The sequence below is a fragment of the Kitasatospora sp. NPDC059795 genome (genome assembly GCF_042732175.1).
In the GTDB taxonomy this organism is placed as follows: domain Bacteria; phylum Actinomycetota; class Actinomycetes; order Streptomycetales; family Streptomycetaceae; genus Kitasatospora.
This window is the reverse complement of record NZ_JBHWID010000012.1, coordinates 151,990-165,738: the sequence shown is the minus strand read 5'-3', so window position 1 is coordinate 165,738 and position 13,749 is coordinate 151,990. Positions and strand designations below refer to the sequence as shown.

Here is a 13,749-nt window from a genome sequence, read left to right as displayed (position 1 = left end):
CCCACCCCAGACCCCGGAAGGGCGGGCCGCCGTCATCGGCCCAGCCCCTACCCGGTCCCGGGGGCCCTGCGGCAGCCACGCGCCGCGGGGCCCCCTCACCACCCCAACCCTCTGAGCATTCACGGAGCCGCACGATGGGACGCCTCGCACAGACCGACGGCCTGACCGAGATCCAGCGGGACATCCTCGCCACCGTGCGGGAGTTCGTCGACAAGGAGATCATCCCGGTCGCGACCGAACTGGAGCACAAGGACGAGTACCCGACCGCCATCGTCGAGGGCATGAAGCAGCTCGGCCTGTTCGGGCTGACCATCCCCGAGGAGTTCGGCGGCCTCGGCGAGTCGCTGCTCACCTACGCCCTGGTGGTGGAGGAGATCGCCCGCGGCTGGATGTCCGTCTCCGGCATCGTCAACACCCACTTCATCGTGGCGCACATGATCAACGCGCACGGCACCCAGGAGCAGAAGGACTACTTCCTGCCGAAGATGGCCGCCGGCGAACTGCGCGGCGCCTTCTCGATGTCCGAACCGGGCCTCGGCTCCGACGTCTCGGCGATCTCCACCAAGGGCGTGAAGGACGGGGAGTTCTACGTCCTGAACGGCCAGAAGATGTGGCTGACCAACGGCGGCACCTCGTCCGTCGTCGCGGTGCTCTGCAAGACCGACGAGGGCGGCAACACGCCCTACAAGAACATGACCACCTTCCTGATCGAGAAGACCCCGGGCTTCGGGCCGAACGAGACCGTCCCCGGCCTCACCGTCCCCGGCAAGATCGAGAAGATGGGCTACAAGGGCGTCGACACCACCGAGCTGGTGCTGCAGGACGTCCGCATCCCGGCGGACCGGATCCTCGGCGGCGTCCCCGGCAAGGGCTTCTACCAGATGATGGACGGCGTCGAGGTCGGCCGCGTCAACGTGGCCGCCCGCGGCTGCGGCGTGGCCCGCCGGGCGTTCGAGCTGGGCATCGCCTACGCGCAGCAGCGCACCACCTTCGGCAAGAAGATCGCCGAGCACCAGGCGATCCAGTTCAAGCTCGCCGAGATGGCCACCAAGGTCGAGGCCGCGCACCAGATGATGGTGATGGCCGCCCGTAAGAAGGACAGCGGGCAGCGCAACGACCTGGAGGCCGGCATGGCCAAGTACCTGGCCTCCGAGTACTGCAAGGAGGTCGTCGAGGACTCCTTCCGGATCCACGGCGGCTACGGATTCTCCAAGGAGTACGAGATCGAGCGGCTGTACCGGGAGGCCCCGATGCTGCTGATCGGTGAAGGTACGGCGGAGATCCAGAAGATGATCGTGGGACGTCGCCTGCTGGAGGAGTACCGGCTCGCCGACTGAGGCGGTCCCCCGCGACGGGCCGCGAGGCAGGCGTGCGGGCCTGCCGCCGGCCCCGCCGTGCCCGTCCCCCCGGCCTGGTCGTCCGGGCCGGGGCGGGCACGGCACTCGACGCGGTCGTCCGGCGCGTTTCCCCAGGTACGCGCCGGACGGCCGCTTCCGCGCACTGCCCGTGACCGGCGTGTCGCTGAGACGTGAATCACCCGTGACCCGGGACCTCTTGGGGAACCGGACTCGGTCCGGTTACGGTCGTACACATAGCAGGTGCACGACTCGGCAGGCAGGCGTAGTTCCACTAGCAGGCGGCTTGCCCAGATACCGGCAGGTCCCGATAGCATCCACCGGGACAGCAGCCGTCCCAGACAACTCGATCCCCGCGGTGGCCCCCGTCCAGGGGCCATTCTGTGTCCCCGCGCGGGGCCCGCGACTAAAGGTCCTCGATGCCCATCAGCCCGTCCCCTCACTCCTCCGCCCAGGGTTTCGCCCCCGAGGGTCGGCGTCCCCGCGTCACCATCGCGCGCGGTGCCACCCCCTGGTTCGTTCCCACGCTGGCCACCGCCGCCGTGACGACCGCCCTCACCCGGCGTTCCGGCAAGTGGGCCCTGGCGGCCGTGCCGGCCTGCGCGCTCAGCGCGGGCATGCTGTGGTTCTTCCGCGACCCCGAGCGTGAGATCGGCGCCGGCAGAGTGATCTCCCCGGCCGACGGCGTGGTCCAGTCCATCGACGAGTGGCCGGACGGCCGCACCCGGGTCGCGATCTTCATGAGCCCGCTCAACGTCCACGTCAACCGCGCGCCGCTGCCCGGCACCGTGACGTCCGTCGAGCACATCGCCGGTGGATTCGTCCCGGCGTTCAACAAGGACAGCGACCGCAACGAGCGCGTCGTGTGGCACTTCGACACCGAGCTCGGCGACATCGAGATGGTGCAGATCGCGGGTGCCGTGGCCCGCCGCATCGTCCCCTACATGGACGCCGGCACCAAGGTCGAGCAGGGCGAGCGGGTCGGTCTGATCCGCTTCGGCTCCCGCGTCGACACCTACCTGCCGGCGGGCGTCGAGGTCGGCGTCACGGTCGGCCAGAAGACCACCGCCGGGGTGACTCGCCTTGACCGTGACTGATCCGGAAACCCTAGTGGGCCTCGGTGACGAGGAATCCACCGACCTGCGCCGCCGCCGCTGGGCGCGGGACCGCGAACTCCGCGCGCCCCGCTCCCCGCAGCACCTGTCCACCGCCGACTTCCTGACGCTGGGCAACGCCGTCTGCGGCTTCCTGGCCATCTACTCGACCACCACCGGCATCCTGATGCCGCACCTCACCGGTGAGTCGAACGCGCCCGTCAAGCACAGTGCGGCCACCGTCGTCACGCTGCTGCTGATCGGCGCGATGTGCGACCTCTTCGACGGCCTGGTCGCGCGCAAGCTGCGCTCCTCGGCGCTCGGCGCCGAGCTCGACAACCTGGCCGACCTGATCAGCTTCGGCATCGCGCCGGCGTACTTCGTCGCGGTGTGGGGCCTGGTCTCCTCCGGCTCCAACCAGCAGCTGTCGGCGTTCATCGCGCTGACCGTCCTGCTGGCGGTGGTGCTGCGGCTCGCCCGGTTCTCGGCCGTGAAGATGCGGCCGGGGATCTTCCAGGGCATGCCCTGCCCGATGGGCGCGATGACCGTCATCGCGATCGTGCTGCTCGACCCGCCGTTCCTGCCCGGCCTGCTGCTGATCTTCGGCGTGGCCTACCTGATGGTCAGCCGGATCGAGTACCCGAAGCCGCAGGGCGTGCTGGCCACCGCGACGGTGGCCTGGATCGTGGTCTCCATCGGCTGCCTGGCCGCCTGGGCCGCGGGCCTGCCCGGCGGCGACACCCTGATGCACATCGGCGCGCTCGCCCAGATCGCGCTGGCCGCGATGGCGCCGCTGCTGGTCATCCGCCGCAAGGTCGGCGAGAAGGTGGGCGTGGTCCGCGCCCGCCGCGCGGAGAACCGGGGCTGACCCACCGCACGACGAAGCCCCCCGTCCGATTCGGACGGGGGGCTTTCGCGTTGCCGGGCGCGCAGCGCCTACGCGCCTCCGGTGTGGACCGAGAAGGCGCTGCGGCGGGCGGCGCGGGCCACGGCCGGGTCGGGGTGGACTGAGGCGACGGCCGTCAGGACGCTCGCGGCGCGCGGGTGGCCGGACTGGCGGGCGCGGTGGAACAGCCGGACGGGCTCGCCCGCCGACGCGCCCTCGACGTGGCCGACCAGCAGGTCGGTCTCGCCGTGGTCGAGCACGGCGGCCGCGGTGTCCACCCAGAGCCAGGCGGCGTCCTCCGCGCCCAGCACGTCGGCCGGGGAGGCGCCCCCCTCGTCCAGCTGTTCGGCCAGCCAGAGCAGCGCGTAGGGCCGCAGCACGGCCTCCTCGACGGCGGCCCGGACGCCCTGCTCGGCGGTGGAGCCGGCCACCACCCGCAGCGCCTCGAAGGCGAGGCCGCGGACCAGCGCGTCCTCGCCGCGGGCGGCCTCCAGGAGTTCGGCGACGGCCCGGTCGGCGGGACGGGCGGCGACCCAGGCGCGGAACTCGGCGCGGGCCGGGCCCGGGCTGTAGTCGGCGCAGGCGCTGAGCAGTTCGAGGGCGCTCTGTTCGATGTGCCCGGCGGCGGTCTGCGCGACGGTGCAGATCTCCTCCAGCTTGGCGCGCACCGCCCAGTGGCCGAGCGGGGAGAGCTCGGCGGCCTCGTCCTCGCGGCCGAGCGCGCCGACGGCGGCCAGGCCGTCGAGCATCCAGTCCAGGACCGCGGCCACGTCGGCGGGCGCGTGCGGGGTGTCGATCTGCGGCTCCCGGCAGGTGCCGCGGACCGCCGAGACCGCGGAGGCGGCGTGCGGGACCGGGGAGAGCGGGAAGGTGCTGCTGTCGCCGGTGCCGAGGCGGCGCTCGTCCAGGCCGCGGCGCAGCAGTTCGAGCAGTTCGCTGTCGGCGACCGGCCCGTCCACCAGGTGCAGGAAGGACAGCAGCTGCGGGGCCTGGTCGACGGCCTGGCCGGCCAGCTGGGCGAACACGCCGCGCAGCACGGCGGGCGGCACCGGGGCGAGCAGCGTCCAGGCGTCGAACAGCGCGGACCAGCCGCGGATCACCGCCTCGTCGTCGCGTTCCCAGGCGTGCAGCCGCCAGCCCGGACCGGCGCCGCCGTCGCGGAGCTCGACCAGGCCGACCAGCAGTGCCTGGCCCCAGGCGTTGGCGGCGGCGCCGACCGTCATGGCGAGGGCGCGGCCGGCGGCGCGGGCGTCCTCGGGGAGGAGTTCGCCGCGCTTGTCGACCTCGGTGAGCTCGCCGGCCCAGCGGGCGACGCGGACCGCGTCGGCGAGCATCCGACGGGCCAGCGGGGCGAGTTCGGCGGGTGCGGGGAAGCCGTCCGGGACGGGCACTCGGCCCCGTCCGGGCTTGGCGGGTACCCGGCGGCGGTTGGCTGCGGGTACGTTGCCCTCCGCACGCCCGACGGCCGTTCCGGGCAGACGGGTCACCGTCGCACCGATGCGGCGGGGCGGGTGCGGGGCATCACGGTCGCGCGGGTTCCGAGACGTCACGCCGTGCAGTCTTCCCCTTGCACGGGCCTTCTGTCACATCGACTGCCGGGCTGTCTCGACGCATTGTCCGAACCGTTCGAACGGTGGACGGACAAGTGGTGTCAAAGCGGGGCGAACCACTCCGCTTTTCCGCATGGACATGGCGGGAACCGTGATCACTCCGAAATGAGGACGCGGCGGGACCGGTTCCGGTTCCCGCCGGCCGGCCTCCTGCGGTTCACAGCAGCGGGACGAGGAAGCGGCGCAGCGCCTCGGTGTACCGCGCCGGGTCGGCGTTCCACAGCGCGGCGTGCTGCGCGTGTGGCACCGCGTGCAGGCTGACCAGGTCCGGGCGCTCGTCGGCGAGCCGCTGCGCGGCCGCCCAGGGGCTGATCGGGTCGTCCGGGCTCTGCAGCAGCAGCGCGGGCGCGGGCAGGTCGGCGCCGGACCCGATCCGGGCGAATCCGGCCAGGTCCACGCCGGTGCGGCCCTGCGCGGAGAGGGCGCCGAGCTCGGCGAGCATCGGGGAGGCGCCGGCGTGGGCGGCGGCCCGGCGCACCGACTCCGACCAGTCCAGCACCGGGGAGTCCAGCACCAGGCCCGCGATCCGCTCCCGCCACGCGGAGCGGGCCGCGGTGGACAGCGCGATCGTCGCGCCCATCGACCAGCCGCACAGCACGACCCGCCCCGCGCCGTGGTCCAGCGCGGCACGGATCGCCGCGTCGACGTCCTGCCACTCGGTCTCGCCGAAGTGCCCCAGGCCGTCCGGCGAGGCCGGGGCGCCGGCGTCGCCCCGGTAGGTGATCGTCAGGGACGGCATCCGCAGGGTGTGCAGCAGCGGCAGCACGGGCAGCGCCTGCGAACGGTCCGCGGCCGCGCCGTGGATCAGCACCGCCCAGGTGCCGCGGATGCCGGGGGTGCGCCACGCCGGGAACGCGCCGAGCTCGCCGGCCACGGCGGTCTCGGCGAAGTCCAGGCCGAGCGAGGTCCGCGGGTCGCCGACCAGCACCCGCGGTGTCAGCCGGACCTCCGTCCCCACCGCCAGCGTCCCGCTCTCCGCCCGTTCCAGCCGCCGCGTCACCCGCCCGTGCCCCGAGCCCAGCACCTCGCCGACCACCGCGTGGCCGCGCTCGCCCCACTCCAGCGCGTAGTGGCCGCGCCGCAGCGTGTCCGCCGTGGCCGTCAGTGCGACCCGGCCGGGGCCGAGCTCCACCACTTTCACCGCGGGCGGCGGCTCCGCCGTTCCCGGCTGCACCACCCGGTCCGACACCTTCCGGCCGACCAGCAGGAACGCCGCGACCCCGGTCCCTGCGGCAGCGGCTGCGACAACGGCGGCGGTTCCCCAACGCATGGCGGTCTCCCGGGTGCTGACGGTCCTGTGCCACCCCAGTCCACCCGCCCGCGCGCGGTCCGGCGAGCCGGGGACCCGCTGGGGGTGACGCCCGGCCCCCGTCGGGGCGGAACGCGGGCGCCCCGCCGCGGACGTCCGGGGCGGGGCGGCGGGCGGGGGGCGGCGGGCGGCGGCCGGCGCGGGGCCGGCCGCCGCCTGCGAGGTCGCCGTCAGGCCTTGGGCTGCCCGTCGCCGGGGCGCTGCTTGTCGGCGTCGACGACCGCGCGGGTGACGATGGCCGTGCGCTCCACGACGGTGCCGGGCTTGATGCCGTTGACCTCCCGGACCTGCACGCCGCGGCTGCCGAGGTACTGGTGGGTCTGCCGGTCGAAGATCCACTCCGACCGCTCGCCGGTCTGCGGGTCCAGCCGCGCCAGCGCGATCCCGTCGCGGTCGGAGGCGTCCTTCGCGTGCTCGACCACCACGACGCCCGGGATCTTGCCGGCCGCCTCGTAGAGGGCGGCGGCGAGGTCGGAGGGCACGAGCTGCTCGCGGATGATGGAGCCGATCTCGCTGAACGCCTGCTGGTCGCGGTCCCGGGTGCCGCTCACCGTCGAGTAGGCGAACTTCAGCAGCGCGTCGGGGTCGGCGGGCTGGGCGGCGAGCCACGTGTAGGTCTGCTGCTTGCGGGGGTCGTCGCTGCCCAGCGGGATGCCGCCCTTGTTCTGGTAGCCCGGCTCGTCCAGCCGGCCCTTGGTGCCGTCGGGGGACTTCCACACCTCGCGGTCGTGCAGCGGCTGGACCCAGGTGGCGGACTCATCGGTGTCGCCGTTGTAGCTGGAGGCCTGGAAGGAGACCCGGCTCTTGATGTAGATGTACTGGCCCGGTCCGGGCTTGGGCGTGGGGTTCGCCGTCGCGGCGGCGGCGATCTCCTGGACGGTCGAGGCGAGTTGGACGGTGCTGCCCTCCTCGATCTGCACGACGGGCGCCTGGACCGGCCGCGGAGCCGCGGCCGCGGAGCCGCCGGGCGCGCCGGACAGGGCGACCACCAGGGCGAGGGCCGCGGCTGCGGCGACCGGCGTCGCGATCAGGACGGTGCGGCGCAGCGAGCGCCGTGCCGGGGCGGGCGCGGAGGCCGGGTCGGACCGGTGGATCTCGTTCATCAGGTGCTCCTCCAGCAGGTGCCGGCGGTCGTCCGCCAGCCGGGGGTCGGCCGGTGCGGGCAGGAGGCGGGCCAGTTCCGCGTGGTCGAGCGGTTCGTTGCGCCGCCGCGGGTTGCGGATCATCGGTGCGTCTCCTTGTACGGCCGGGCCGCGGTGTCGCGGCTGCCCTGTACTTGTCCGGGGATCGGGAGGGGTTCCAGCTTTTTCTTCGCGGCGCGAAGTTCCTCGTCCGCGAGTCTGCGCAGTCGGGTGCGGGCGCGGGACAGGCGTGAGCGCACGGTGCCGACGGGCACGCCGAGGGTGGCTGCCGCTTCGGCGTAGCCGAGCCCGGACCAGACGCACAGCGCGAAGACCTCGCGTTCGGAGCGCCGCAGTCGGGCCAGGGCCTTGCGGGCGGCCGCGAGTTCCTCGGAGTCGGCCATCCGGCCGACGAGTTCGTCCGCGAAGTCGGGGACGACGTCGGCGGCGGGCACCCGGGACATGGCCGCGCTGTGGCGGCGGGCGGCGCGCGTCGTGTTGCGCAGCACGTTCACGGCGATGCCCATCAGCCAGGGGCGCGGGCTGTCGCCCTCGTCGCGGAGTTTTCCGCGCAGGCGCCAGGCCTCCAGGAAGGTCAGCGAGACCACGTCCTCGGCCAGGGCCCAGTTCCCGGTCACGCGTACGGCGTGGCGGTACACCAGCGAGGAGTGGTCCCGGAACAGGTCGCGGAACGCTTCGGGATTCCCGGCCCGGAGCCGGGAGTGTGGATGGTTCACGTCATGCCTTGTCCGGCCCGGGGCGCCGGTTCCCGTGACGCAGGTCACCGTCCGGGGCCGGCGGCGTGCCGCGCCGAGGAGCAGTCGGAGAGCGAACTCGGCGACCGCTTCCGGGAGTTCACGGCGCAACGCGGGCGGCCGGACGGCCGGGCGGGGGTGCGGGGTCAGCGCTTCGCGCAGGCCGTGGCGCGGAACTCCTCGACGGGGACGGTGCGGGTGGTGCCGCTGCCGTCGGAGGCGGTGCCGTCGTAGCGGACGTTTCCCGGGGCGAGCTGCTTCAGGTCCTCCGGGGTGAAGGCGGTGGCGGTCGACGACCGGGAGTTGTCCTTGGTCCAGCCCTGGAGGTGGTAGGTGGTCCCGGCGTCGAGCGGGGTGGCCGACCTGCCCGTCTCCCAGCCCTCGGCGGGCGCGTCCAGGGTCCAGGTGCTCAGCCCGGGACCGAGGGCGGTGTGGGCGGTCCAGCTTCCGATCGTCTCCTCGTGGCTGCCCTCGCTGGTGGAGAGGGTGGCTCCGTCGATCCGGTGGCCGCAGACCAGCAGGACGCCCAGCGGGCGGCCGTCCTCGGTCACGGAGATCCCGGCGACGGCGTCGCTCTGCACCGCGCACCCCGAGACCGCCGCCAGAGCGGCCAGCGCCGCGGCGCCCTGCGCGGCGCGCCGGACTGCCTGTCGCACGTTTCCTCCCCTTGTCCGCCCGTCCGGGCGGCGAATGTGGCTGCATCCTAGGGCCTGCCTTGGGCCCGTCGGATGCTGCCCGGCCTCGGCCCCGGCGGCGGGCGGGGTGTGACCAAACCCTCCGGGGCCTCGGTTGACTGGTCCGAAGCGGGCGTGGTGGGATCTTCGGGCCAAACGGAGGCAAGCAGAGGAAGCCGGTGCGAGTCCGGCGCGGTCCCGCCACTGTGACCGTTCACCCCGCGCGGGGGTGACCGGAAGTCAGGAGACTCTCGCCTTCGTTCCGTCGATCCAGGGCGCGGACCCTGAGTGAGGACACAACGCCATGCGGGCTGCCCCGTACCTGGTGGGCGCGGTCGCGGGGTATCTCGCGGACGCCCGGCTCGGAGACCCCCGGCGCGGACACCCCGTCGCCCTGTTCGGCACCGCCGCGGCCCGGCTGGAGGGCCGGCTGTGGCGCGACCACCGCGGGGCGGGCGCGCTGCACACCGCGCTCGCCGTCGGCGCCGTCGCGGGCGGAGCGGCGCTCGCCGCCCGGGCCGCCCGTCGCGCTCCGCTCGCCGAGGCCGCGTTGACGGCCGCCGCGACGTTCACCGTCCTCGGCGGGACGTCGCTCACCCGGGAGGCCCGGACGATCGAACGGTCGCTGGCCGCCGGTGATCTGACGGCCGCGCGGGAACGGCTGCCGCACCTGTGCGGGCGCGACCCGTCCGGGCTGGACGAGCAGCAGATCGCGCGGGCGGTGGTGGAGTCCGTCGCGGAGAACACCGCCGACGCGGTCGTCAACGCGCTGGTGTGGGGCGGGATCGCGGGCGTTCCGGGGCTGCTGGCGTTCCGGGCCGTGAACACCCTGGACGCGATGGTCGGTCACAAGTCCCCGCGGCACCGCCGTTTCGGCTGGGCCGCCGCCCGCCTCGACGACGTCGCCGGGTGGCCGGGGGCCCGGCTCACGGCGCTGCTCACCGTCGCCGCGTCCGACTCCCCCGCACGGACCTGGCGGGTCTGGCGGCGGGACGGCTCCGCCCACCCCAGCCCGAACGCCGGCCAGGCCGAGGCCGCGTTCGCCGGCGCCCTCGACGTCCGGTTGGGCGGCACCCTCCGCTACGGCGAACGCGTCGAGCACCGACCGGTCCTCGGCGCGGGCCGCCCCCCGGTGGCCGTCCCCGACATCGCACGCGCCTGCCGTCTCTCCCGCCGCGTGGGCGTGCTCGCCCTCGCCGTCACCGCCGGCGCGCGCTGCCTGGTCCTCGCCCGGGCCGGACGCACGTGACCGCGCCGTCGCGTCCTCGCACCGTACCGGTCGCCCGGCGTGTTCTCCCTTCCTTTCCTCTCTCCTCCGAAGGAGGCCGTCCGTGAGCGGTGCGTTGTTGGTGGCCGGGACGACCTCGGATGCCGGGAAGAGCGTGGTGACGGCCGGGATCTGTCGGTGGCTGTGGCGGCAGGGCGTGCGGGTGGCTCCGTTCAAGGCGCAGAACATGTCGCTGAACTCGTTCGTGACGGCCGACGGGGCGGAGATCGGGCGGGCGCAGGCGATGCAGGCGCAGGCGGCGGGGGTGGAGCCGGAGGCGGCGATGAACCCGGTGCTGCTGAAGCCGGGTGCGAACGGCCGGAGCCAGGTGGTGCTGATGGGGCGGGCCGTGGCGGAGGTCGGGGCGCTGGACTACCGGGACCGGAAGCCGGTGCTGCTGGAGCGCTCGTTGGAGTGTCTGGCGGACCTGCGGTCGCGGTTCGACGTGGTGGTGTGCGAGGGCGCGGGCTCTCCGGCGGAGATCAACCTGCGGGACCGGGACATCGCGAACATGGGCCTGGCGTCGGCGGCCCGGCTGCCGGTCGTGGTGGTCGGGGACATCGACCGCGGCGGGGTGTTCGCGTCGATGTTCGGCACGCTCGCGCTGCTCTCGGCGGACGACCAGTCCCTCGTCGCGGGCTGGTTCGTGAACAAGTTCCGCGGTGACGCCCGGCTGCTCGCGCCCGGGTTGGAGATGCTGCGGGAGTTGACGGGGCGTCCGGTGCTGGGGACGTTCCCGATGCTGGAGGGGCTGTGGCTGGACGCGGAGGACTCGCTGGATCTGGCCTCGGTGGCGGCGCGTCCGGCGGCGGGCGGCCCGGTGGGCGCGGAGGTGCTGCGGGTCGCGGTGGTGCGGTTCCCGCGGTTGTCGAACTTCACGGACGTGGACGCACTGGCGCAGGAGCCGGGCGTGCTGGTGCGCTGGGCGACCCGTCCGGAGGAGCTGGCGGACGCGGACCTGGTGGTGCTGCCGGGGACGCGCGCGACCGTCGCGGACCTCGACTGGCTGCGCGGCCGGGGCCTGGTGGAGCCGCTGCGCCGGCGCGTCGCCGCGGGGCTGCCGGTGCTCGGGGTGTGCGGCGGCTACCAGATGCTGGGCCGGGAGATCGTCGACGAGGTGGAGTCCGGGTCCGGCGCCGTGGACGGTCTGGGGCTGCTCCCGACCCGGGTGGTGTTCGGTGCGGAGAAGGTGCTGGCCCGTCCGACGGGCGTGGCGCTCGGTGAGCGGGTGGCGGGGTACGAGATCCACCACGGCGTGGTGACGGTGGAGGGCGGCGGGGCGTTCGTCACGGACGAGGCGGGCGACGCGCTGGACGGCTGCCGGGTCGGTCCGGTGTGGGGGACGACCTGGCACGGGGTGCTGGAGAACGACGCGTTCCGGCGGACGTTCCTGGCCGCGGTCGCCGACGCCGCGGGGCGGGCGTTCGTGCCGGCCCCGGACACCTCGTTCGCGGCGGCGCGCGAGCAACGGCTGGACGCGCTGGGCGACTTGGTGGCGGAGCACGCCGACACGGACGCGCTGTGGAAGCTGATCGAGAACGGGGCGCCGGCGGGTCTGCCGTTCGTGCCTCCCGGGGCTCCGGCCCCGGTGGAGATGGAGGGTTCGAAGTGAGTGAACTGACCGATGTCCGTTACCCGTTCACGGCGATCGTCGGCATGGACGACCTGCGGCTGGGGCTGCTGCTGAACGCGGTGTCCCCGGCGGTGGGCGGCGTGCTGGTGCGCGGCGAGAAGGGCACCGCGAAGTCGACGATGGTGCGCGCCCTGGCGGGACTGCTGCCGTCGATCGCGACGGTGGCGGGCTGCCGTTTCGCCTGCGACCCGGCGTCGCCGGACCCGCAGTGCCCGGACGGGCCGCACTCCGACCGGGGCACGGCGGAGCGTCCGGCGTTCCTGGTGGAGCTGCCGGTGGGCGTCTCCGAGGACCGGGTGGTCGGGTCGCTGGACCTGGAGCGGGCGCTCGCCGAGGGCGTGAAGGCGTACGAGCCCGGGCTGTTGGCGAAGGCGCACCGCGGCGTGCTGTACATCGACGAGGTGAACCTGCTCCAGGACCACCTGGTGGACCTGCTGCTGGACGCGGCCGCGATGGGGCGTTCGTACGTGGAGCGCGAGGGTGTCTCGGTGCGGCACGCCGCGCGGTTCCTGCTGGTGGGGACGATGAACCCGGAGGAGGGCGAACTGCGGCCGCAGCTGCTGGACCGGTTCGGCCTGACGGTGGAGATCGCCGCCACCCGGGACGCGGACGAGCGCGCCGAGGTGGTGCGCCGCCGGCTCGCCTACGACGCCGATCCGGCCGCCTTCGCGACGAGTTGGGCCGGCGAGGAGCTCGCCCTCGCCGAACGGATCGGGGCCGCACGGGAGTTGCTGCCGACGGTCGAGCTGTCGGACCTCGCGCTGCGGCAGATCACGGCGGTGTGCGCGGCGTTCGAGGTGGACGGCCTGCGGGCGGACATCGTGATGGCGCGCACGGCGGTGGCGCTGGCCGCGTGGGCGGGGCGCACCGAGGTGCTGGAGGAGGACGTCCGGACGGCCGCCCGGTTGGCGCTGCCGCACCGGCGGCGGCGCAACCCGTTCGACGCGCCGGGCCTGGACCAGGAGCAGCTGGAGCGGACCCTCGCGGAGCACCACGAACCCCAGGAGCCGCAGGAGCCGGAGGACAGCGGCGACGGCCAGGGCCCGGACGACGACGGCCCCGGCGGCGGCCCCGGCGGCGGTGGATCGCCCGCGCCGTCCGAGCCCGACGGGCCTGCCGCGTCGGACAGTTCGGCGGACAGTTCGGCGGAGGGTTCGGCGGAGACGCCCGCGCCGCCGCAGCAACGGCCCGGCCCGGGCCGGGAGTCGTCGCCGGTGGCGTCCGAACACCCCTACCGGACGCGGCTGTTCAAGGTGGACGGCACCGGCCGCGGTGCGCAGGGTCGGCGTTCGGCGGCCGAGACGGACGCCGGGCACACCGTGCGGGCGCGCCGGCCGCAGGGGCGGCTGGCGCGGCTGCACCTGAGCGCGACGCTGCGCGCGGCGGCGCCGCACCAGGTGGCGCGCGGGCGCGCGGGCCGGGCGCTGGTGCTGCGGCGCGACGATCTGCGCGAACAGGTGCGCCGGGGGCGGGAGTCGAACCTGGTGCTGTTCGTGGTGGACGCGTCGGGGTCGATGGCGGCCCGGCAGCGGATGACCGCCGTCAAGGGCGCGGTGCTGTCGCTGCTGATGGACGCGTACCAGCGGCGCGACAAGATCGGCATGGTGACGTTCCGGGGCTCCGGAGCGGAGCTGGCGCTGCCGCCGACCTCCTCGGTGGAGGTGGGCGCGGCCCGGCTGGAGCAGCTGCCGACGGGCGGCCGGACGCCGCTGGAGGCGGGCCTGCTGCGGGCGCACGAGGTGCTGCGGGTGGAGCGGCTGCGCGACCCGGACCGGCGGGCGCTGCTGGTGGTGGTGACCGACGGCCGGGCGACGGGCGCGCGCGACGCGGTGGCGCGTTCGCACCGGGCGGCGGGGCTGCTGGCCGGCCAGGGCGTGGCCGCGGTGGTGCTGGACTGCGAGTCGGGCCCCGTCCGACTGGGCCTGGCACGGGAGTTGGCGGCGCACCTGAACGGCGACGCGGTGAGCCTCGACGAGTTGCGGGCCGAAGGGGTGGCCTCGCTGGTGCGCGAGACCCGGACGACGATGATGCGAAAGGCGGCGTGA

General features: G+C 74.6%; 11 protein-coding genes and 1 riboswitch. Of the genes, 6 read left to right on the top strand and 5 right to left on the bottom strand.

What is annotated here, in order from left to right:
• Positions 1–134: 134 nt before the first annotated feature.
• The 3 genes from ACFV4P_RS24270 (at position 135) to ACFV4P_RS24260 (ending at position 3,317) form a co-directional block, all read left to right on the top strand.
• Positions 135–1,337, top strand: a complete 1,203-nt coding sequence (locus ACFV4P_RS24270; protein ID WP_380474401.1) for an acyl-CoA dehydrogenase family protein — start codon at positions 135–137, stop codon at positions 1,335–1,337.
• A 437-nt stretch (positions 1,338–1,774) separates the two neighbouring features.
• Positions 1,775–2,452, top strand: coding sequence for a phosphatidylserine decarboxylase (locus ACFV4P_RS24265; RefSeq protein ID WP_073814721.1), 678 nt, complete (start codon positions 1,775–1,777; stop codon positions 2,450–2,452).
• The gene (locus tag ACFV4P_RS24260; protein WP_380474399.1) at positions 2,439–3,317 is read left to right on the top strand and encodes a CDP-alcohol phosphatidyltransferase family protein; all 879 of its coding nucleotides are present in this window, start codon (positions 2,439–2,441) and stop codon (positions 3,315–3,317) included. The genes ACFV4P_RS24265 and ACFV4P_RS24260 overlap by 14 nt, the downstream gene beginning before the upstream one ends.
• Before the next feature lie 68 nt (positions 3,318–3,385).
• On the opposite strand, the gene ACFV4P_RS24255 is transcribed toward ACFV4P_RS24260, so the two are convergent.
• The 5 genes from ACFV4P_RS24255 to ACFV4P_RS24235 form a co-directional block, all read right to left on the bottom strand.
• Complete coding sequence (locus tag ACFV4P_RS24255; protein WP_380474397.1) at positions 3,386–4,726, bottom strand: hypothetical protein; 1,341 nt, start codon at positions 4,724–4,726, stop codon at positions 3,386–3,388.
• A 376-nt stretch (positions 4,727–5,102) separates the two neighbouring features.
• A complete protein-coding gene (locus tag ACFV4P_RS24250) occupies positions 5,103–6,215 on the bottom strand; it encodes an alpha/beta fold hydrolase (RefSeq protein ID WP_380474395.1) in 1,113 nt (370 codons plus the stop codon).
• A gap of 209 nt (positions 6,216–6,424) precedes the next feature.
• On the bottom strand, positions 6,425–7,480 hold the full coding sequence (locus ACFV4P_RS24245; RefSeq protein ID WP_380474392.1) for a CU044_5270 family protein: 1,056 nt from the start codon (positions 7,478–7,480) through the stop codon (positions 6,425–6,427).
• A complete protein-coding gene (locus ACFV4P_RS24240) occupies positions 7,477–8,112 on the bottom strand; it encodes an RNA polymerase sigma factor (protein ID WP_380474389.1) in 636 nt (211 codons plus the stop codon). Before ACFV4P_RS24240 ends, ACFV4P_RS24245 begins: the two co-directional genes overlap by 4 nt.
• A gap of 164 nt (positions 8,113–8,276) precedes the next feature.
• Positions 8,277–8,786 (bottom strand): hypothetical protein, encoded by a 510-nt coding sequence (locus ACFV4P_RS24235; RefSeq protein ID WP_380474386.1) that lies wholly within the window; start codon positions 8,784–8,786, stop codon positions 8,277–8,279.
• Positions 8,787–8,927: 141 nt separating this feature from the next.
• Positions 8,928–9,076, top strand: a riboswitch (cobalamin riboswitch).
• 32 nt (positions 9,077–9,108) lie between these two features.
• Between ACFV4P_RS24235 and ACFV4P_RS24230 the strand changes: the two genes are divergently transcribed.
• The 3 genes from ACFV4P_RS24230 to ACFV4P_RS24220 all read left to right on the top strand — a co-directional run bounded on the left by ACFV4P_RS24230 (position 9,109) and on the right by ACFV4P_RS24220 (position 13,749).
• Entirely contained in the window at positions 9,109–10,053 is a 945-nt protein-coding gene (locus ACFV4P_RS24230; protein ID WP_380474383.1) for a cobalamin biosynthesis protein, read from the top strand.
• An 82-nt stretch (positions 10,054–10,135) separates the two neighbouring features.
• Complete coding sequence (locus tag ACFV4P_RS24225; RefSeq protein ID WP_380474381.1) at positions 10,136–11,683, top strand: cobyric acid synthase; 1,548 nt, start codon at positions 10,136–10,138, stop codon at positions 11,681–11,683.
• A gap of 44 nt (positions 11,684–11,727) precedes the next feature.
• On the top strand, positions 11,728–13,749 hold the full coding sequence (locus tag ACFV4P_RS24220) for a putative cobaltochelatase (protein WP_380474549.1): 2,022 nt from the start codon (positions 11,728–11,730) through the stop codon (positions 13,747–13,749).

Bases quoted from the DNA above. Each gene is read 5' to 3' on its own strand.
- ACFV4P_RS24245 (WP_380474392.1), bottom strand. From the start codon at position 7,480: ATGATCCGCAACCCGCGGCGGCGCAACGAACCGCTCGACCACGCGGAA.
- ACFV4P_RS24270 (WP_380474401.1), top strand. From the start codon at position 135: ATGGGACGCCTCGCACAGACCGACGGCCTGACCGAGATCCAGCGGGAC.
- ACFV4P_RS24250 (WP_380474395.1), bottom strand. From the start codon at position 6,215: ATGCGTTGGGGAACCGCCGCCGTTGTCGCAGCCGCTGCCGCAGGGACC.
- ACFV4P_RS24230 (WP_380474383.1), top strand. From the start codon at position 9,109: ATGCGGGCTGCCCCGTACCTGGTGGGCGCGGTCGCGGGGTATCTCGCG.
- ACFV4P_RS24220 (WP_380474549.1), top strand. From the start codon at position 11,728: ATGGACGACCTGCGGCTGGGGCTGCTGCTGAACGCGGTGTCCCCGGCG.
- ACFV4P_RS24265 (WP_073814721.1), top strand. From the start codon at position 1,775: ATGCCCATCAGCCCGTCCCCTCACTCCTCCGCCCAGGGTTTCGCCCCC.